The organism is Aquirufa sp. HETE-40SA (assembly GCF_054558635.1).
This window is the reverse complement of the sequence record NZ_JBPXKN010000001.1, coordinates 292,751-311,997: the sequence shown is the minus strand read 5'-3', so window position 1 is coordinate 311,997 and position 19,247 is coordinate 292,751. Positions and strand designations below refer to the sequence as shown.

18 protein-coding genes are annotated in these 19,247 nt (G+C 38.1%); 4 read left to right on the top strand and 14 right to left on the bottom strand.

Annotated features, from left to right (window positions below; genetic code table 11):
* Positions 1–984, top strand: coding sequence for a glycosyltransferase family 2 protein (locus tag ACRZ9O_RS01405; RefSeq protein ID WP_459455653.1), 984 nt, complete (start codon positions 1–3; stop codon positions 982–984).
* Here the strand turns inward: ACRZ9O_RS01405 and rfaD are convergent.
* Entirely contained in the window at positions 965–1,930 is a 966-nt protein-coding gene (gene rfaD / locus ACRZ9O_RS01400) for an ADP-glyceromanno-heptose 6-epimerase (protein WP_459455651.1), read from the bottom strand. The two genes, ACRZ9O_RS01405 and rfaD, sit on opposite strands and share 20 nt — an antisense overlap.
* Positions 1,931–2,046: 116 nt before the next feature.
* On the opposite strand from rfaD, the gene ACRZ9O_RS01395 reads away from it, so the two are divergent.
* Together ACRZ9O_RS01395 and lpxB are read left to right on the top strand one after the other, a co-directional pair.
* Positions 2,047–2,466 (top strand): 6-pyruvoyl trahydropterin synthase family protein, encoded by a 420-nt coding sequence (locus tag ACRZ9O_RS01395; protein ID WP_459455649.1) that lies wholly within the window; start codon positions 2,047–2,049, stop codon positions 2,464–2,466.
* A gap of 2 nt (positions 2,467–2,468) precedes the next feature.
* Entirely contained in the window at positions 2,469–3,551 is a 1,083-nt protein-coding gene (gene lpxB, locus ACRZ9O_RS01390; RefSeq protein WP_459455647.1) for a lipid-A-disaccharide synthase, read from the top strand.
* On the opposite strand, the gene ACRZ9O_RS01385 is transcribed toward lpxB, so the two are convergent.
* The 8 genes from ACRZ9O_RS01385 to ACRZ9O_RS01350 all read right to left on the bottom strand — a co-directional run bounded on the left by ACRZ9O_RS01385 (position 3,527) and on the right by ACRZ9O_RS01350 (position 13,832).
* Positions 3,527–4,099: a 1-acyl-sn-glycerol-3-phosphate acyltransferase gene (locus tag ACRZ9O_RS01385; protein ID WP_459455645.1), complete on the bottom strand. Its 573-nt coding sequence runs from the start codon at positions 4,097–4,099 to the stop codon at positions 3,527–3,529. The genes lpxB and ACRZ9O_RS01385 overlap by 25 nt on opposite strands.
* Entirely contained in the window at positions 4,089–4,721 is a 633-nt protein-coding gene (locus ACRZ9O_RS01380; RefSeq protein ID WP_459455643.1) for an HAD family hydrolase, read from the bottom strand. Before ACRZ9O_RS01380 ends, ACRZ9O_RS01385 begins: the two co-directional genes overlap by 11 nt.
* 1 nt (position 4,722) lies before the next feature.
* Positions 4,723–5,679, bottom strand: coding sequence for an acetyl-CoA carboxylase carboxyltransferase subunit alpha (locus tag ACRZ9O_RS01375; RefSeq protein WP_459455641.1), 957 nt, complete (start codon positions 5,677–5,679; stop codon positions 4,723–4,725).
* Positions 5,680–5,708: 29 nt separating this feature from the next.
* Positions 5,709–7,133, bottom strand: coding sequence for an MBL fold metallo-hydrolase RNA specificity domain-containing protein (locus tag ACRZ9O_RS01370; RefSeq protein ID WP_459455639.1), 1,425 nt, complete (start codon positions 7,131–7,133; stop codon positions 5,709–5,711).
* Between the two features lie 68 nt (positions 7,134–7,201).
* The gene (locus tag ACRZ9O_RS01365) at positions 7,202–8,236 is read right to left on the bottom strand and encodes a DUF6807 domain-containing protein (protein WP_459455637.1); all 1,035 of its coding nucleotides are present in this window, start codon (positions 8,234–8,236) and stop codon (positions 7,202–7,204) included.
* A 70-nt stretch (positions 8,237–8,306) separates the two neighbouring features.
* Complete coding sequence (locus ACRZ9O_RS01360) at positions 8,307–9,983, bottom strand: RagB/SusD family nutrient uptake outer membrane protein (protein WP_459455635.1); 1,677 nt, start codon at positions 9,981–9,983, stop codon at positions 8,307–8,309.
* A 24-nt stretch (positions 9,984–10,007) separates the two neighbouring features.
* Entirely contained in the window at positions 10,008–13,034 is a 3,027-nt protein-coding gene (locus tag ACRZ9O_RS01355; RefSeq protein WP_459455633.1) for a SusC/RagA family TonB-linked outer membrane protein, read from the bottom strand.
* 228 nt (positions 13,035–13,262) lie between these two features.
* Positions 13,263–13,832, bottom strand: a complete 570-nt coding sequence (locus ACRZ9O_RS01350; RefSeq protein WP_459455631.1) for an RNA polymerase sigma factor — start codon at positions 13,830–13,832, stop codon at positions 13,263–13,265.
* A gap of 241 nt (positions 13,833–14,073) precedes the next feature.
* Here ACRZ9O_RS01350 and ACRZ9O_RS01345 point away from each other — a divergent pair, with 241 nt between their 5' ends.
* The gene (locus ACRZ9O_RS01345; protein ID WP_459455629.1) at positions 14,074–15,471 is read left to right on the top strand and encodes an APC family permease; all 1,398 of its coding nucleotides are present in this window, start codon (positions 14,074–14,076) and stop codon (positions 15,469–15,471) included.
* Here ACRZ9O_RS01345 and ACRZ9O_RS01340 read toward each other — a convergent pair.
* The 5 genes from ACRZ9O_RS01340 to ACRZ9O_RS01320 all read right to left on the bottom strand — a co-directional run bounded on the left by ACRZ9O_RS01340 (position 15,459) and on the right by ACRZ9O_RS01320 (position 19,240).
* The gene (locus ACRZ9O_RS01340) at positions 15,459–16,361 is read right to left on the bottom strand and encodes an alpha/beta hydrolase (protein ID WP_459455627.1); all 903 of its coding nucleotides are present in this window, start codon (positions 16,359–16,361) and stop codon (positions 15,459–15,461) included. The two genes, ACRZ9O_RS01345 and ACRZ9O_RS01340, sit on opposite strands and share 13 nt — an antisense overlap.
* Positions 16,358–17,272 carry an EamA family transporter gene (locus ACRZ9O_RS01335; RefSeq protein ID WP_459455626.1) on the bottom strand — a complete coding sequence of 305 codons (915 nt, stop codon included), beginning with the start codon at positions 17,270–17,272 and terminating at the stop codon, positions 16,358–16,360. Before ACRZ9O_RS01335 ends, ACRZ9O_RS01340 begins: the two co-directional genes overlap by 4 nt.
* Position 17,273: 1 nt before the next feature.
* Positions 17,274–17,948 (bottom strand): tRNA (guanosine(37)-N1)-methyltransferase TrmD, encoded by a 675-nt coding sequence (gene trmD, locus ACRZ9O_RS01330; RefSeq protein ID WP_459455624.1) that lies wholly within the window; start codon positions 17,946–17,948, stop codon positions 17,274–17,276.
* Positions 17,938–18,474, bottom strand: coding sequence for a ribosome maturation factor RimM (rimM, locus tag ACRZ9O_RS01325; protein ID WP_459455622.1), 537 nt, complete (start codon positions 18,472–18,474; stop codon positions 17,938–17,940). The genes trmD and rimM overlap by 11 nt, the downstream gene beginning before the upstream one ends.
* A 64-nt stretch (positions 18,475–18,538) precedes the next feature.
* Complete coding sequence (locus ACRZ9O_RS01320) at positions 18,539–19,240, bottom strand: 30S ribosomal protein S16 (RefSeq protein ID WP_459455620.1); 702 nt, start codon at positions 19,238–19,240, stop codon at positions 18,539–18,541.
* Positions 19,241–19,247 lie beyond the last annotated feature (7 nt).

Here is a 19,247-nt window from a genome sequence, read left to right as displayed (position 1 = left end):
ATGAAAACGCCGGCCTACAGCCTGATAATCCCTGTCTATAACCGACCACAAGAGTTGGATGAGTTATTAGCTTGCATTCAAACGCAGGAATTCAGAGATTTTGAGGTAGTAGTCATAGAGGATGGATCAACAGAAGATGCTTCAGCCATCATTGATAAATACAAAGATGGTTTTTCGTTAGCCTATTATGTAAAAGAAAACGGCGGCCAGGGTTTCGCAAGAAACTATGCATTTGAACGTGCAAAAGGTAATTATTTCATCATCCTCGATTCAGATGCGCTGTTAGAACCGTCTTATTTAACGGAGGTGGATAAAGCGGTGAAAGCGGAAGGTTTAGACCTTTTTGGAGGGCCAGATAAAGATCATCCCAGCTTTACTCCCATCCAAAAAGCCATTAGCTATTCCATGACCTCTTTCTTCACAACGGGCGGAATCAGAGGTAAAGAAAAAAACATCGGTGGACAATTTCACCCACGAAGTTTTAATATGGGAATCTCCCGAAAAGTTTACGAAGCCACTGGAGGATTTAAAATTACTCGTATGGGCGAAGACATTGAATTTAGTATTCGCTGTATATCCTTAGGCTTCAAGTCTGGCTTAATCCCAAAAGCCTTCATCTACCACAAGCGTAGAACTGACTTCAGACAATTCTACAAGCAATTACATTTCTTTGGAAGAGCACGCATCAACATCAGCCGTTTCTTCCCCAAAGAATTAAAAGCTGTTCATTTCTTCCCATTCTTATTTTTCAGCTATTACGTCCTTACTGGAATAACGTTATTAGCCATGCCAATATATGGCTTATTCCTTTTATCCGGAATTATCGCTTATAGTGTGCTGATTTTTATAGCTGCTTTATTCAACACAAAAAGTATTGGAATTGCCTTTCTTTCCATATTTGCCGCGAACATACAATTATTCGCCTATGGAAAAGGTTTTGCAGAGGAGGGCTTAAAAAAGATGCTTAATAATACAGCTGCTTAACTAAGTAGTTTTGTACATAATCTTTCACTCCGTCTTCTAGACTCGTAAAATCATTCGTATAACCGATTGAACGTAACTTATCCATAGTTGCCTCCGTAAAATATTGGTATTTATCCCGTATATCTTCCGGTGTATCGATGTAGTTAATTTTAGGTTCTAATCCCAAAGCCGTAAAGGTTGCCTTGCCTAAATCATTAAAAGAACGCGCCTTGCCTGTCCCTAAATTATAAATACCTGAATTTTTGCGATGTTCCATTAAGAACACACATACATCGATTAAGTCTTTTACGTAAATAAAATCACGCATTTGTTCCCCATCTTTAAAGTCATCGCGGTGAGATTTGAATAATTTAAGTGCTCCGTTTGATTGAATTTGACGATAGGCATGCCAAATAACGGAGGCCATACGTCCTTTGTGGTATTCATTAGGACCATAGACGTTGAAAAACTTTAATCCAGCAAAGAAAAATGGTTTTTTATCTTGCTGTAAGGCCCATATATCAAAGTTATTTTTCGAATCCCCGTAGGGATTCAAAGGTTTTAAAGAAGAAATTGTATTCTCATTATCCTCATAACCAATTTCACCTAAGCCATAAGTTGCAGCTGAGCTCGCATACACTAAAGGAATCTGATACGCCACACATGCCTCCCAAACTTTCTTGGAATATGCTACATTAAGCTCATCAAAGATTTTTGTATCAAACTCCGTCGTATCCGTTCTGGCTCCAATATGAAAAAAGAATTCTACCTCTCGATTATTTTTCTCTAACCAGGCAAACAAGTCTTGCCGATCTACGCGAGTCATAATAGACTTCCCTTCTAAATTCAGATTCTTTTCTTCAGAAGAGAAATCATCTACCGCTATGACATAACGAAATTTCAATTCATTTAACTTTTGAATCAAACAACTACCAATAAAGCCTGCGGCACCAGTTACTATGATCATTTCAAAGGGATTAAAAAAACAAATTTACACAGATTCCCGGAACGTTTATTAACTTTGTAGAATTATTGGAACTCTGCTATTGTTTTCCCAGAGTCCCTCCACAAAAACTGAAAACAATGGTATACGTTATCCGTAAGGAACATTTCAACGCAGCACATCGCTTATTCAATCCAGCCTGGACAGAAGAAAAAAATCAAGCCATATTTGGACCTTGTGCTAATTATAATTGGCATGGACATAACTTTGAATTAATAGTTACAGTAAAAGGCTTACCAGATCCAGAAACGGGATTTGTTTATGATTTAAAGCAATTAGGTGATTTGATTAAGGCTGAAATTATTGACAAAGTCGATCATAAAAACCTTAATTTAGACGTAGATTTTATGTTAGGAAAACTAGCGAGTTGTGAAATACTTGTAATGGAATTTTGGAAGATACTTGCTCCTAAAATTAAAGCTACTTCTACTTCTGCGACATTACATAAGATTCATTTAATTGAGACAAATAAAAACTCCGTTGAATACTTCGGAGAATAAAAATGAAATACTTCATCCTTGCAGGAGAAAAATCAGGAGATCTTCACGGGTCTAATCTTATCCAAGAAATTAAAAAATTGGATAATGAAGCCCATATTCAGGCCTGGGGTGGAGATTCAATGAAAGCTCAAGGTGCGGATATTCTTATACACCATAATCAATTAGCGATTATGGGAATACTGGGAGTCATTCAAAATCTACAGCGCTTAAAGGGGCTGTTCAAGACCTTTGCTCTACAGATTGACTCATTTCAACCAGATGCTATCATTTTTATCGATTACGGCGGATTTAATTTAAAGGCAGCTAAGATTGCTAAGAAAAAAGGATTCCAAACACATTTCTATATTGCTCCTAAAGTTTGGGCCTGGAATAAAGGTAGAGTAGGCGAATTAAAGAAATGGATTGATCATCTTTATGTGATATTCCCGTTTGAATTAAAACTGTTTAGAGAGGCTGGCATTCACACTGAATATGTAGGAAACCCTCTTCAAGATGCCATTCAGGCATTTGAACCAAATGAGTCCTTTGCATTTAAAGGTAAATCCTACATTGCCTTATTAGCTGGAAGTCGCAAACAGGAAATTAAAACCGCCTTACCCCTATTTGAACAACTAGCGAAAGTGAATCCTGAAATTACCTTTGTTATCGCTGGTATTTCAGATTGGAAAGAACTGTATCAAACTTCGATACCTGTCTTATTTGACCAAACCTATGATGTCGTTCAACAAGCTGAACTGGCAATCGTTACCTCAGGAACGGCCACTTTAGAAACCGCCTTATTAAATACACCTCAAATAGTGGTTTATAAGACGGATTGGGTCTTTTATTCTTTGGCGAAAATAGTCATTCAAATAAAATATATCTCGCTAGTCAACATCATATTAGATAAATTAGCTGTACCTGAATTAATTCAGGCTAAATTCTCAGTTGATCACATGACAGCATGGATAAAGGAACTACTGACGAAAGGAAAGAAATATCAACAGCAAAAGGAAGATTATAAGAGTCTACAAGATTTAGTAGGAAATGCAGGTGCCTCTCAAAAAACTGCTCAATTAATCTATTCAGCTGCTTCTGTTAAGTAATTTTTGATCCAAGATTTTTGAACGCCAGGAATCGTTTGAAAATAGCGAGCGATATCTAGTTTATCTTTATTGAAATCACCTGTTGTATAATAAGGATCACGTATTTTAATCTCTTTATTCACAAAGTCAAAACCAATCATAATCAAGGGTACCTTCGCTCCATCAGCGATATAATAGAAACCCGTTTTTAATTCTTGAACATCTTTGCGTGTCCCCTCTGGTGCTAAAACGGCATAAAACGATTCCTTGGAATTATAAATATCAACTATGGCATCCACTAAATTAGATTTAGTACCTCTATTCACTGGATACCCACCTAACCAAGTGAATATTCCTCCAAAAGGGCCATCAAACAATTCCCTCTTTCCCCAAAATAAAATAGGCATTCGCATTAAAGAACGAGCCCCTAATCCCACAATAAAATCCTTCCAAGTGGCATGAGGACAAACAATAACCAATGCTTTCTTTAAATCTCTAGGAACCTCTCCTACTAATTTCCAGCCTGCTAGCTTAAATAATACATCAAAAATGGGACTACTAACTAACATAGGTATCTAAAATTTCTTGTATTTGTATAAAAGTACGATTGGGGTCAATTAAATAGGAATCGATTCCAATTGATTTAGCTGAATTAATATTAGCGAGATTATCATCAAAAAACAATACTTGTGAAGGCGAAAAACCCTGTTCTGTTAAAACTCGATGATAAATTGCTGGATCAGGTTTGACCAAACCCATTTCAAATGAATAATAGACTTGGTTAAATAAACTGAACAAATTTTGGCCCAAAGGCCCTAAGGAAACTTTAGTAAAACGCTCTGCATGAATTGAACTTGTATTACTCAATAAAATAAGGTGATACCGAGATTGCAAGGATGCAATCCATTCATACACACCTTCATGAAATTTCAATAGTAATGCAGAGAAAGCTTCATCAAATTCAAGATCTGAAATAGTTAAATCAAGACGAAAACGCAGAAATTCTCTAAACTCACTATCTGATTGTTTACCTGACTCATAGGGAACCCAGAGTTGATTATCGTTGATAATGGAACAAATATCCTCTTTGTTATAGCTAGAATAAGCTGAAAAGGCGGAGTAGGTCTTATCTAAATCAATAGGCAATAAGACATTCCCTAAATCAAAGATAATCGCTTTAGGAACTGCCATATTATTCAATAACCTCACCCATAGCTCCGAACTTATCAATCCGCTGTGCAATACGCGTAGCAGGATCCAATGCTGAAAGTATAGCTAATTCCTTTTTAATTACCGCCTTTAATGTTGCAGCTGCCTCTTCAGGATGAAGGTGCGCTCCGCCCAAAGGCTCAGGAATAATACCATCGATCAACTTATTAGCTAACATATCATTAGCTGTTAATTTCAAGGCTTCTGCCGCTTGTTCTTTGTAATTCCAGCTTCTCCATAAGATAGAGGAACAAGATTCGGGAGAAATTACGGAATACCAGGTATTTTCCATCATTAAAACTCGATCACCTACCGCTATGCCTAAAGCACCACCAGATGCCCCTTCCCCAATGATAACACAGATCACAGGAACCTTGAGCATAAACATATCACGAATGTTGCGAGCGATCGCTTCTCCTTGACCTCTTTCTTCCGCCTCTAATCCAGGGAATGCCCCAGGTGTGTCAATCAAACAAACAATAGGTTTATTAAACTTCTCCGCCATCTTCATTAAGCGAAGCGCTTTGCGGTATCCTTCAGGATTAGGCATACCAAAATTACGGTATTGGCGCTCTTTCGTATTGCGACCTTTTTGCTGACCAATAAACATGACAGTCATTTCTCCATCAATTGTTCCAAAACCACCCACCATAGCTTTATCGTCACCCACATTTCGATCGCCGTGAATCTCAATAAATTTTTCACAGAGATGCTCAATGTAATCAAATGTATAAGGACGGTCCGGATGACGGGATAACTGAACACGCTGCCAACGAGTCAAATTCGAAAATGTTTCCTTTTTCAATTCTACTATCTTATCAGTCAAGGATGCAACTGTAGCTGTCACATCGACATTATTCTCTAAAGCAAGCTTTCGCATCTCAATCAATTTATCCTCTAATTCTGCGATAGGCTTTTCGAATTCCAATAATGTTTTCATAAGGCATAAATTTTAATACAAAAATAAAATTAAAGCTCGAAAGTCTCCTCCTTTTGGGGTAAAATAACTTCACTAAAACCTAACCCGTTTAAAATAGAGGCAAACTCTAGCATACTTTGCTCCTCTCCATGAGAAAGGAATATCTTTTTAAGTTTACTAGGTTTCTGCTGCTTAACAAAATCCAAAAGTCCAGTCTGATCAGCATGACCAGAAAATACATCAATTTTACGAATCTGTGCGTTCACTTTATACTCTCTTTCCTTCACAACAATCATATCCGTTCCTGCTAATAATTGACGCCCTAAGGTTCCTTCAGCAGTATATCCGATCAATAAAATAGTAGCATACGTATTAGAAATATTATCTGCAATATGTTGCTCCACGCGACCACCAGAAATCATGCCAGATGACGAAATTATAATGCAAGGCTCCCGGTAATCCTTAATAGCTCTACTTTCCTTTTCTGTCTGAAGAAATATCAAATTATCTACGTCAAACAATTCATCATTTTCCTTATGGAATTCTCGCGCCTCTGGATTTAAATAGGAAAGATATTTAGAATAGATCTTAGTAGAACTGCGCCCCATCGGACTATCTGTAAAAACACGAACCGCAGGAAAATTACGCTCCTCGATCAATTTATTCAGTGTATATAAGACAGCCTGTGTTCTTCCTACAGAAAAGGCAGGAATTACCAGACGACCGGGTCGATCAATACAGGTTTCTTTAATCACTCTTCCCAAAGCATCCATTGGACTTTCCTTATCCTCATGAATACGATTTCCGTAGGTAGTCTCGCAAATCAAATAATCTACTTCAGGGAATGGTTGAGGGTCTATGTGCAAAGGATAATTCGCACGACCTATGTCTCCACTAAAACCGATAGTTTTTGTCTCACCATTCTCAGTAACAGAAATCAATACGTGCGCGGCACCTAAAAGGTGACCAGCAGGTACGAATGTGATTTCTAAACCTGGAAAAACTATAAACTTGCGATTGAATTGTAAAGTCACAAAATTATCCATCGCATTCTCTACATCTCTTTGAAGATAAAGATCTCCTTTGCGAAGTAAGCGATCCATTTGTTTGTGCTTCTTTCGACTATCCCCTTGTGCTGCTTTTAAACGACGAAGGTGTAAACTAGCCGAATCCATCAACAATAATTCTGCTAAATCAGCCGTGGGAGGCGTGCACAAAATTTGACCCTCATAGCCCTCTCGGTATAACATGGGAATGTTTCCTGAGTGATCAATGTGTGCATGCGTTAATATCACTAAGTTAATTAGTGAAGCATCGAAAGGAAAAAATGATTTTTGCTCTACGGGCTCATCAAAGTCGAGCTTTCGCTCCATGTCCGTACCACAATCGATTAATATTTGATAGCCATCCTCCAATTTCAACAAGAACATACTTCCTGTAACTTGTCTGGCGGCTCCTAAAAAGGATAATTGCATAGAATAAAGAAAATAGGGGCTACAAGAGCCCCCTTTATCCTACAAAAATAAGAGTATTTTCTTAAATATTACTTCACAGTCGCGAATTCCGCTTGAATTTTGTCTAATTCTTCTTTAGAATTTAGACGATCAGAAATAAGCGTACGGTACTTAAAGGTAACTGATTTCCCCTTCTTCAATGTCAAATTACGCTCATCTTTACCATTACTGAATACCTTGGCTCCTAATGGATTGACAGCAAACAATCCATAACCTCTTGCATGCCAATAACTTGGATAGGAAACATTAGCCGGATGATCGAAAATAGTTACAGAAATAGGATGATTATCCATTTCACCGTGCAAATTCATCCATTTAGCACGCGTACTCCAAACAGCCTCCCCTTTCACTCCCTCAGAACTCCAATAGTTTCCATTTACGCCTGTATTATCCATTACAGGAACTTTAGTTTCCACACCGTGCGCATCCGTAAAAACATCTGGCTTATTCGAAGGAATTTCTAATTGACGAGCCACACGAATAGCAAACATACCATCTTTCACATCCTTGAATAAAACCTGGTCAGCTACAGCTGTTAAGGTAGTTATGCGATCTACTGTTCTTGAATCAGCCGTACCAGAAAAAATATAAGTTGTCTTTTCTTGCAATACTTTTTGGCCTTTACCATCATTATCAATCCATTCTGCAGATACGACTAACGTACCTGACTTTGCATCTTGCTTCAAAATAGAGGAATGGACGATAGTTCCCATCTTGTGATTCTGTAAAGAAGCAATAATGTTAGTTGAGTTGTTCCAATAGTCAAAACCATTCACATCCTCATAATTTAACCACATACCCACATGATGTGGATGATCAACGCGCTCACCAGCACGTGATGCTATTGGAAAACCACGCGTTATCGTAGTTCCTTTCGCAGAAATCAATGGAAACAAAACCGCTTTCTTTAACACATCCTGACCTGGATAAAAATAAGAGGTAAACGGCTTTCCACCGATTGAAACGTCTACAGAAGTCTTACTATTCTTAAAGCTTACTGGTAAGTTTTGTGCTACAGCAACAAAACCATAAAGGCCAAAAAACAAGGTGAATAACTTTTTCATAGTGCTTATTAAATAAAATTCCGAAGGCCAAAAGACCTTCGGAATTTAAAGTTAAGAAATCAAATTAATCTTAGTAACCTGGATTTTGAGGGAATGCGTCTTTTCCTCCTTCTACTCTATCAATTTGAGTTTGAGGAATAGGTCTCAATATATGGTGTGCTTTGATACTACCAGCAGCCTGAGGATTATGAGCTCTAACACGCTCTACTAAATTACCCCAACGCGCTAAATCAAACCAACGAGATTGCTCCCCTAACATCTCACGCTCACGCTCATCCATCACAAAGTTAACATTCAAGTCACTTGCAGTGATTAACATGGCTGATTCCTTACCTGGCCATGCCGCACGACGACGCACAACATTGTAGGTCGCAGCTGCATCAGCAGTTGCTCCAGAGAAAAACTGTGCTTCAGCTAACATTAGATAAGTATCTGCTAAACGGAAGGCGATAAAATCACGACCACCTTCAAATTGCGTACGGTCTACACGTGCACCATCAAAGTGCTTATTGATAGCTAAGAATATACGCTCATCATAACGAGAAGGAACTAATACTTGGTATTTCTTCTTAGCTCTTTCTGCCAAAGACATCTCTACACCTGGTAGGAAAATAGCTGTATCTCCAAGTGCAAAAGTTACTGTTGGTTTAGATAAGTCAAAACTTGTGTTGTAAGTACCTGGCTTATTTGAAAGATACGTGTCTTTAAATGTCTTCTTGTAACGACTATCATTCTCTCTATCTTTGAATAAGACATCTAACGTATACTTCGTAGGCATATAACGCTTAAATGGACGACCATTCTCCGTGTCACGTTGCATACCTGGTAAAACATCGTATTCCATACCAAAAAATACGTGAGCATTATTACCACCCGCATTTGTTAATGGGTCACGCGTATATTGAATAGACCAGATTACCTCACCATTCGCTTCATTACCTTGCTTATGAACATCAGCAAAATTAGGCAATAAGCTCATTCCATAATTTGAAATTACATTTTTCAAACTAGTAATCGCCTTTGAGTAATCGTCCCCTGCTTTAGCTGAGGATGTAGCCTTAGTCAAATAAACACGACCTAATAAATGATCCGCTCCTGCACGTGTAATACGTCCATATTCAGCAGAACGAGACTTATTCTCCAAATCCGGTAAGGCCTCAGTCAAATCCTTAATGATTTGAGCATATTGTTCTGCAATAGAAGCACGCTTAGCAACCTTTGTAGGAGCTAAGGTTTCTGATAATCGTAAATCTACACCACCGAATAATTGAGTTAAAATAAAATAGTGATGCGCACGAATGAATTTGGCTTCTGCTACACGTTGCTTTTTAACTGCATCGGTTAATCCTGTCACTTTAGGAGCACGATCAATAATTGCATTACAGGTATTAATACCTTGATAAAAATCATTCCAAACTTCAGAAACCAGACCATTACGCGTATCAAAGTCAGTAGTATATGTATTCATAAACTTCCAACTACCGTCTGCTCCATTCTGATACGAATCCGTACCAAATACGGTCAAGTTCATACCACGCTCTGTACCATACCAAGAACGCATGGTAGAGTAAGCAGCACTCGTCGCATCATTCAAACCTTTCGCTGTATTGATATAATCATTACCAATACGCGAAATCACTTCTTCTTCTAACAAATCATTACATGATTGAGTACTCAAAGCAACTACTCCAATCAAACTAATATTTGCTAAAACTCTTAATTTTCTAAAAATTTTAAAGCTTTTCATATCTGTACTATTTAATTAATTTGATTAAAATTTAAGATTCAAACCAAAGGTTGTAACGCTTGTAGCAGGTGATACGTTCGTATTAACCTCACCACCACCAACACCTTGTTCTCCATCAACAAAAGTCTCTGGATCAATACCTTTGTATTTTTGACGATACTCAGCTAAAATCAATGGTTGTTGAATACTAGCAAAAATACGTACACTTTGCATCTTCAATTTCTTAGCCACATTATCAGGCAAATTATAACCGATATTGATGTTACGAATCTTAAAGAATGAACCTTCAAAATACGTTAATGCACTTCCGTTTTTAGGAAACTCTTGAGTTACAACCGGCTGAGGGAACTCATTAGTCAGGTTATCAGGCGTCCAGTAATTCAAATTTAAGTTGTTGTAACGACCTGCTAACTGATTCACGTTATCATGGAAACGGCTACGAATTAATTGACCTACACGAGCAAAAACGAAGAAAGAAAGATCAAACCCTTTGTAAGTAAAACGGTTAGTTAAACCAGCAGTAAACGATGGAACAGCCGACCCTAAAATCTGACGGTCATCCGCATTGATCTTACCATCACGATTGAAATCTTCAATTTTGATTTGTCCTACTTTATCTCCAAATGCTTTTGCAGCTTCAGCCTCATATGGCTGCCAGATTCCAATCTTCTTATAGTCAAAGAATACGCTTAACGGCTGACCAATAAAACGACCTGCCCCCACATCATCCACCTTGCCATTTGCTAAGGAAATGATTGATTCTCTATTACGGTTAAAAATGAAATCTGATGTCCACTGGAATCCACCACGATCGATATTAACCGTATTAATAGTTAATTCAATACCCGTATTCTGTGTCTCTCCAACGTTGGTTGTAAATCCACCAAAACCAATTGAATTAGGAAGTGGCTGCGGAGCTAACAAATTAGTCGTGTTAGTCACATAGTATTCAGCAGAACCTGACACTTTACCTCGGAAGAAACTAAAATCTAAACCAGCATTTGAGGTGGTAGATGTTTCCCAACGTAAATCCGGGTTTCCAATTGAATTAGGACGATATCCATAGGCAGCAGCATTATCCCATGCATACGCAGTACGACCTAACAAAGCTTGTGTTTGATAAGGTGTAATCGCCTGGTTACCAATCGCTCCCCATGAGGCACGTAATTTTAATTGATCAATTTCTGTGATGCTCTTTATGAAAGGCTCCTCAGACAAGTTCCAACCCAATGCAAAGGATGGGAAAATACCAAATTTGGTATTCGCACCGAAACGAGATGAACCGTCCATACGTACCGTAGCAGTAAATAAGTATTTCTCTTTATAGTCATAGTTGACACGACCCATATAAGAAAGTAAAGTCCATTCGATCAAATCTGTATTAGCACCAGTAATCTGATTAGCATCACCTAAACGATGGTAAGAAGCTGATTCTGCAGGAATACCATTCACTGAAATAGATGTACGCTCATCACGGTCACGCTGGATAGATTGTAAACCAGTTAAGCTCAAATTGTGAACATCCTTAAATTTCTTGTTGTAAGTAATGATATTCTCCAATGTCCAATTGAACAAAAACTGCTCATTAATACTACCAGAAGCATTACCACCACGGTTGTTATTCGTAAATGCACCAATGAAACGACCAGCTCTACCTACTGTTAAGTCTGGACCAAAGTTTACACGGTATTTCAATCCTTTAGCGATATCCCACTCACCAAATAAGCTATTAAATGTTCTATAACGCTTATTTTCGTCCACATTCACACCATCTACTAACTCAGAGAATGGATTAGTACGCAAACCATCATTTGTAGGTAAGAATACTAAGTTACCGTCTTTATCATAAGGCTCTCCTAATGGATTCTCTTGCATCGCACCTGCTAAAAGGTTCAAGTTTTCACCATTACGAGTTGAATTAACGATTAATGTAGATAAACCAATTTTGATTTTATCATTAATCTTATGATCTAAATTAACACGAAACGTATAACGGGAGAAATCTTGTGATTTAACTACACCAATATCTTGGAAGAAGTTACCAGAGATGTTAAATGTAGTCTTCTCGCTACCACCTGAAACTGAAACTTGGTGATTTTGAATAGCACCGGTACGCAACATTCCAGCCACATAATCAGTCGAGCGACCAGAAGCAATACTTGCTAATTCACGTGGCTCGAAGATCTTAGCATCATCAGCAGCTGTACCGGGTCCAAATGGATATTGACCTACCGCACGACGAGACTCACGCTTATACTCAGCGAATTGCTTTCCGTTCATTACTTCGATTGTACCTAGCTCTTGGTTGAATCCATAATAGGAATCGACAGAAACCACTGTTGCACCCGCTTTTCCACGCTTGGTTGAAATAATAACAACACCATTCGCACCACGAGAACCATAAATAGCTGTTGCAGATGCATCCTTTAATACTTCCATGGAAACAATATCATTCGGGTTGATATCATCAATACCACTGGATAAAGGAATACCATCAACAACATATAAAGGATCATTTGATGCGTTGAATGAACGTCTACCACGAATACGAATTTGAGGACCAGCACCCGGCTTAGAACCTGGTTGAACTACGTCCACACCTGCAGCTCTACCTTGTAAGGCTTGGCGCGCATTAGTAATAGGTAATTCCTGAATTTGCTTAGCACCCACAGAAGAGATAGCACCTGTCATTTGACTCTTCTTTTGCGTACCATAACCTACTACTACAACCTCTTTTAAAGACTTCGCATCAGCAGATAAAGTTACGTCAATCTGCGCTCTAGTTCCTACAGAAACATCCTGAGATAAATAACCAACAGATGTAATAGTTAAAACTGCAGATCCTGAAACAGTAATCTTGTAATTTCCATCTACATCTGTAGCAGTACCTCTAGTAGTTCCTTTAATGGCAATACTGGCACCTGGAATTCCTAAACCATCCTCTGATGAGGTTACTTTACCTGAGACCGTCCGATCTTGGGCAAAAATTTGAATACTCAACAGCAGCATTAGACCACTAAAGAGCACCTTGGAAAGTAATTTTTTTCTCATAGGTTAATTAAAATTAAGTTGTTTGCAAAGTCATTTGGATCCTATCCCACAAGGCTTTGCTTTCTTGATGGGACAGTCTTAAGGGTTTAATTGGGTACTTATTTACTATTTTCAATCTCTTTATCCAGCTCATTCTTTTAGGTAACATTTCAATCTTAGTAAGATTATATACCTATAAAGCAGGATAATTATCATTTTTACTCAAATATATCCTATAATAATTAATATTTAAAAAGCATATTCTTTAACTGTCATCTGATCTTTCATTACCCTAAGTGCCCCAAAAAGCAAATTATAGACAGACTGAGGGTTAATATTCATTTGCTCTGAAATTTGATCTGTATCCAAATTCTCAAAATATTTTAAAGTAATTGCTTCTCTTTGACGTTTGCTCAACTTATTCAAACTCTGGTACATAGAAGCATGAGACATCTTTTCTTCCTCAATCATTACTAATTGTCTTTCAGGTGAAGGCATGTCTTCCATAAACTGGTATTGATAAGAATCGTGGTGATTTAAGTTCTTCAATTGAGTCTCTAAATGACGTACAATTTTGCGCTTGATGGAAGCCATTAAATAAAATTTAACACTCGTTGTGGGACCCAAACTTGCATGATTCTTCCAAATCTCTACAAATAGATCATGAAGACAATCTTTAATCAAATCCTTATCGCTTGTAATGCCCATGCAGTAGGTATACAAGGGTTGAACAAAATGGGAATACAAGGTGGCAAAAGCTTTTTGATCTCCAGATCTAAACTGATCCCAAATTTCTACTTCATTAATGGACTTTTTCATAAATCAATCTAAAATTGTACAATAGCTATATGATTTATAAGCGTTCATATATCTACCCTGGGAATATAGACCATAATTGTATAAAAAATCAAAGAAATTTTTTAATTTTTTTCCGTAAACGTTTACGGAAACGTTTACATTTTAAAAAACTTAAAAAGACTTCACCTAAATCAGAAATTTTAATCGTTTCTTTGGATTCATGATGAAAATCAAGAATTGTATTTAATCAATAAACACTTTTATGAATAAGAAATTAAACACACTAGATGCCTCCATGTTAGTCATGGGTTCGATGATCGGGTCGGGTATATTTTTAGTAAGTTCTGAAGTAGCTCGTTCTGTGGGTTCTCCTATTTACTGGATTGGTACATGGCTCTTAACTGCCTTCTTAACCATTACAGGAGCTTTTGCCTATGGTAAATTGAGTTCTGTTTTCCCTAAAACGGGAGGGCAATATATTTATTTAAAAGAGTCGTATAATTCTCTGATTGGATTTCTGTTCGGTTGGACCACCTTTTTAGTTATCCAGACGGGAACCATAGCGGCAGTCGCAGTTGCTTTTGCCCGCTATGCTGGATTTATTTTTCCTGGTATATTAAACGACACTCCATTGGTTGGTAATTTTATCACCACACAACAAATTTTAGCAGCCTCTCTGATTGCACTTTTGACTTTTATCAATAGTAGAGGTGTTCAGTTTGCCTCTTTGGTTCAAAATATCTTTACCATCACTAAGATAGGAGCCATCATTATCCTTATCGTCATTGGTTTATATGTAGGTGTTCAAAATGAATGGATTCACTTTGAAGGATTCTTTGCTGAACCCTTTACTGTTGATACCACAACAAATACTTCACATTCCATTGGTGGTTGGGAATTAGCCTCCCTTTTTGGAGTAGCGATGATCGGACCCTTATTTTCTTCTTCTGCTTGGAATAATGTCACTTTTGCTAGTGCGGATTTTGAGGATCCGAAGAAGACGATTGCCAAAGGCCTAGTCTATGGTTCTGCACTCGTTTGCCTCCTGTATTTATTAACAAATATGGCTTATTTAAGCATTTTGCCATTGCAAGGAGAAGCAGATGGAATTAATAGTTATGCACGCGGAATTATGTTTGCTACTCAGGATCGCTTAGGTGCAGCTGCGTTAGAAACCGTTTTGGGAGGAATAGGCGCTTTGGTAATGGCGGTTTTTATCATGATTTCTACTTTCGGATGCAATAACGGAATCATTTTAGCCGGAGGACGCTTATTTCAAGCAATGGCAAATGATCGTTTATTCTTCAAGAAAGCAGCAGAAACGAATGAAAAAGACGTTCCTGTATACTCCTTAGGAATTCAGGGACTTTGGGCCATATTATTATGTTTCTCTGGATCTTACGGAGCCTTATTAGATTTTACGGTTTTCGCAATCTTGATATTCTATTTCCTAACGGTAGCTTCCGTTTTCAAGACAAGAATTATGCAAAATGAATTACCTGTAGTACAAAAGGTACTTTTCAGCGGATACTTACTTTTGTTAGTGGGAATTGCAGGTAACCTATTGTGGGTTAAGACACTCTCCTCTTCTATTGGGTTAGGAATCGTGCTTTTAGGTATTCCGTTTTACTTTGTCATGAAGAAAACTCAAAGCAATTGATTTGCTTTCATCCAAGTAATTAAACGATCGAACCACAAGTCCCCACTTGTGGTTTTATTGTTTAGTCCAAAACCGTGACCACCTTTTGCGTAAACGTGCAAATCAACAGGCACTTTGTTTTCAGTTAAACGTTCCGTATAAAGTAATGAGTTTTTCAAAGGTACTCCATTATCATCGGCAGCGTGAACAATAAACGCTTTGGGGGTTTGAGCAGTTACTTGCTCCTCATTCGAAAATAAGGCTAATTCCTCCTCCGTAGGATTCTTTCCTAATAAACTTTGTTTACTCCCTCCATGACCAAAAGGACGCATAGAAATAACCGGATATAATAAGATCTGAAAATCAGGACGAAGATTAACTCCCGCATGAAGACCTGAATAGTCTTTCAAAAAATGTGTAGCGGCTGTTGCAGCTAAATGCCCCCCTGCGGAGAAGCCCATAATACCAATTTTGGCAGGATCCACATTCCATTTTACGGCATTCGCTCGAACTAAAGCAATAGCTGATTGAGCATCTTGTAAGGGTGCATATTTCTTTTCTACTTGAGCGGAATCCTCGGGTAATCGATAATACAATACTAAGGCAGAAACCCCTATCTCATTAAATTTTGCAGCAATATCATATCCTTCGTGTGAGGAAGCTAATATCCGATATCCACCACCAGGACAAATAACCACACAAGCTCTAGGCGAGGTAGTAGTAGGAGCTGGATAAAATCGATAGGTAGGTATCGATACGTTAGAAATTCGTTCAATACCATCAGCCCCCTTAATAGCTTTTTGCTTGTTAACTACCGACTTAGCATTCGGGATTTCTGCTGAATAAAGTGGAAGAAAATCTTGTGCCATAAGTGGAGAGGCAAAAATAAAGAATAGGATAAATTTTTTCATTTGGATGAGGTCTTTTCAGTAGTAATTAACAAGACAGCGGATAAAATTAAGCTACTTGCGAATAACAATATACTACTTAAAGACTCACCTAGAATAATATTACCTAAAAACAACGCAATTATAGGGTTCACATAGGTGTAGGTTGATACCAAAGTCGCGTCTAATGCTTTAGATAAATAACCAAATAATCCAAAACCCAACATGGAGCCAATCAACGCTAAATACACAAACACATAAATTGCTTTTGCAGGAATATCAGATAAAACGACAGATTGCGCATCTCCCCGAAATAAAGCTATTCCGAGCAAAATAAGCCCACCAAAAGTCATTTGGATTCCACAAACTTGTGTAAAATGATACGTATTTGCCTTCGTAAACTGGATATAAAAAACCCCTAAATTCCAAGCTAAAACAGCCACTAATAAGAAACCCATACCTTTGTAAAAGTCAATTTCCTTTCCAGGTATAGCTAAGTTCTTCTGAGAGGCTAATAAAATGATTCCTACGAACCCGATTAAGGTTCCTATTAACTTACGATTACTTGGTTTCCTTCCTGATATCCAAAATAATAATACCAATAACAAAGGCCCAAAAGCCATAAACACCGAAGATAAACCTGAGGGGATAGTCAAGCCAGCTAAGGCCATACATCCATTACCTAAAGTTATCAACAGAATACCTGCCAAAAGGTGTACTTTCCAATGCTCAAAAGTTAATTTCTTCCAATGTCCACCTAAAATAGACCAAGCTAAAAACAGAATTCCAGCTACTAAATTTCTTGAAAAGGAAATAATGAGAGGGGGCAAAAAGTCTAAGAGAATTCTTACACTCAAAAAAGTACTTCCCCAAATAAGGTACAAGCCTCCTAGCGCAAACATCGTAACAAGCGAAATGGACTCCTTTTTGTTCATCTTAATCTAGTAAATCAGGTCTTCTACTCTGCGTACGTAAAACAGCTTGCTCATGTCGCCACTCTTCTATCTTCCTTTCGTGACCCGACAATAATACCTCAGGCACATCCATACCATCAAAACTAGCGGGACGCGTATAGACAGGAGGTGCAAGCAAGCCATCCTGGAATGAATCAGTCAATGCAGAACTCTCGTCCCCTATTGCCCCTGGAATCAAGCGAATAATCGCATCAGCCGTAACTGCAGCCGCTAATTCACCACCTGATAATACATAATCGCCAATCGAAATCTCCTTCGTCACATACTTCTCCCGTATACGTTCGTCGATTCCTTTGTAATGACCACAGATAAATAAAAGGTTTTCTCCTAGGCTCAATTGATTAACAAGGCCTTGTTTTAGGACAATTCCATCTGGACTAAAATAAATAATTTCGTCGTAGTTGCGCTCGGATTTTAAAAATTCAATACACTTCGATAATGGCTCTACAGCCATCACCATACCAGCACCACCGCCAAAGGGATAATCATCCACTTGTTTGTGTTTTTTCTCAGAAAAATCGTGTAAATCATGGAAAACCACTTCTACTAGCCCGGCTTTTGCGGCGCGCGCACAAATTGAATGCTCAAAAAAGCTATTCATTAAAGCCGGAACTACTGAAATAATATCAATCCGCATCTTCTTGGGTATAAACTTCTAATAAGCCATCTGGTAGAATACTATGAACTATTTGGTTCTTCTTATCCACTTTAGGAATAATCGCATCAATTAAAGGAATCAAGACTTCGTGATTTTGATAAATCATCACCACCACATCTTGCGCACCCGTACTATAAATCTCCTTTACGGTACCTAATTCACCTAAATTTTTATCTACTACCTGGTAACCGATCACCTCGTGGTAATAAAACTGATCATCTTTTAACTTAGGCAAAGCTGTGAGTGGTAAAAATACCTTCAAGCCTACTAATTCCTTTGTAGCATCTAAAGAGTTAATTCCCTCTAATGTGATTAAATTCAAATTATCTCTAATTTGGATATCCTCCACGAAATAAGGAACCATTTCATTTCCTTGCTGTAGAAAGATTGCATCTAAATCTTCATATTCATACGGATCGTCTACATCTAAATAGAGATGAAAAGCGCCTTTTAAACCGTGAGGTTTAGATAGGGTTCCTAATTCGAAATATTCAGTCTTTGCCATAGGTACAAAAAAAAATCATACAAACTTGAGAACAAATTTGTATGATTTTAAATGAAATCAAAAATTATTCAGCTGCTGGAGCTTCCTCTGCTGCTTCTTCAGCTGCTGGAGCCTCTTCAACTGCAGGAGCTTCTTCAACTGCTGCTTCTTCAGCTGCAGGAGCTTCTTCAGCTACTTCTTCAACTGCTGGAGCCTCTTCAGCTGCAGCAGGAGCCTCAGCTACTACCTCATCCACTTCAACACCTGTTGCTTCTTCTTCCGCCTCGTTGATAGCTTCAACTACGCTGGCCACTAAAGCTTCTTCAGCTACTTTGTTTTTCGCAGCGATATTATCAGCACGATTGCTTGATACTTTAGCTTCAGCTTCTAAACGAGCAGCTTTAGACTTCGCTTTAGACTGTTGTAACGTACTTGCTTTCGTTTGAATCTTCACTTCTTTTTCTGCTTTCCAAGCTTCGAACTTTGCATCTGCTTGTTCTTGCGTGATTGCACCTTTATTAACACCTACTTGTAAGTGTTTCGCATACATAATTCCTTTGTAAGAAAGGATTGCACGAACTGTGTCAGTTGGCTGAGCACCGTTCAATACCCATTGGATTGCTTGTTTTTCGTTTAAAACGACAGTTGCTGGGTTGGTGTTAGGGTTGTATGTTCCAATTTTCTCTACGAAACGTCCATCACGTGGTGCACGAGCATCCGCAACTACTACATCGAACATTGCTAACTTTTTGCGTCCGCGACGCGCTAATCTGATTTTAACAGCCATTATACAT

What these genes read in the sequence shown, in the direction of transcription:
- ACRZ9O_RS01335 (WP_459455626.1), bottom strand. Translation starts at nt 17,272, where the DNA reads ATGAACAAAAAGGAGTCCATTTCGCTTGTTACGATGTTTGCGCTAGGA.
- ACRZ9O_RS01355 (WP_459455633.1), bottom strand. Translation starts at nt 13,034, where the DNA reads ATGAGAAAAAAATTACTTTCCAAGGTGCTCTTTAGTGGTCTAATGCTG.
- ACRZ9O_RS01385 (WP_459455645.1), bottom strand. Translation starts at nt 4,099, where the DNA reads ATGTTAGTTAGTAGTCCCATTTTTGATGTATTATTTAAGCTAGCAGGC.
- ACRZ9O_RS01365 (WP_459455637.1), bottom strand. Translation starts at nt 8,236, where the DNA reads ATGAAAAAGTTATTCACCTTGTTTTTTGGCCTTTATGGTTTTGTTGCT.
- ACRZ9O_RS01320 (WP_459455620.1), bottom strand. Translation starts at nt 19,240, where the DNA reads ATGGCTGTTAAAATCAGATTAGCGCGTCGCGGACGCAAAAAGTTAGCA.
- ACRZ9O_RS01360 (WP_459455635.1), bottom strand. Translation starts at nt 9,983, where the DNA reads ATGAAAAGCTTTAAAATTTTTAGAAAATTAAGAGTTTTAGCAAATATT.
- ACRZ9O_RS01370 (WP_459455639.1), bottom strand. Translation starts at nt 7,133, where the DNA reads ATGCAATTATCCTTTTTAGGAGCCGCCAGACAAGTTACAGGAAGTATG.
- ACRZ9O_RS01380 (WP_459455643.1), bottom strand. Translation starts at nt 4,721, where the DNA reads ATGGCAGTTCCTAAAGCGATTATCTTTGATTTAGGGAATGTCTTATTG.
- lpxB (WP_459455647.1), top strand. Translation starts at nt 2,469, where the DNA reads ATGAAATACTTCATCCTTGCAGGAGAAAAATCAGGAGATCTTCACGGG.
- rimM (WP_459455622.1), bottom strand. Translation starts at nt 18,474, where the DNA reads ATGGCAAAGACTGAATATTTCGAATTAGGAACCCTATCTAAACCTCAC.
- ACRZ9O_RS01350 (WP_459455631.1), bottom strand. Translation starts at nt 13,832, where the DNA reads ATGAAAAAGTCCATTAATGAAGTAGAAATTTGGGATCAGTTTAGATCT.
- ACRZ9O_RS01405 (WP_459455653.1), top strand. Translation starts at nt 1, where the DNA reads ATGAAAACGCCGGCCTACAGCCTGATAATCCCTGTCTATAACCGACCA.
- ACRZ9O_RS01395 (WP_459455649.1), top strand. Translation starts at nt 2,047, where the DNA reads ATGGTATACGTTATCCGTAAGGAACATTTCAACGCAGCACATCGCTTA.
- trmD (WP_459455624.1), bottom strand. Translation starts at nt 17,948, where the DNA reads ATGCGGATTGATATTATTTCAGTAGTTCCGGCTTTAATGAATAGCTTT.
- ACRZ9O_RS01340 (WP_459455627.1), bottom strand. Translation starts at nt 16,361, where the DNA reads ATGAAAAAATTTATCCTATTCTTTATTTTTGCCTCTCCACTTATGGCA.
- ACRZ9O_RS01375 (WP_459455641.1), bottom strand. Translation starts at nt 5,679, where the DNA reads ATGAAAACATTATTGGAATTCGAAAAGCCTATCGCAGAATTAGAGGAT.
- ACRZ9O_RS01345 (WP_459455629.1), top strand. Translation starts at nt 14,074, where the DNA reads ATGAATAAGAAATTAAACACACTAGATGCCTCCATGTTAGTCATGGGT.
- rfaD (WP_459455651.1), bottom strand. Translation starts at nt 1,930, where the DNA reads ATGATCATAGTAACTGGTGCCGCAGGCTTTATTGGTAGTTGTTTGATT.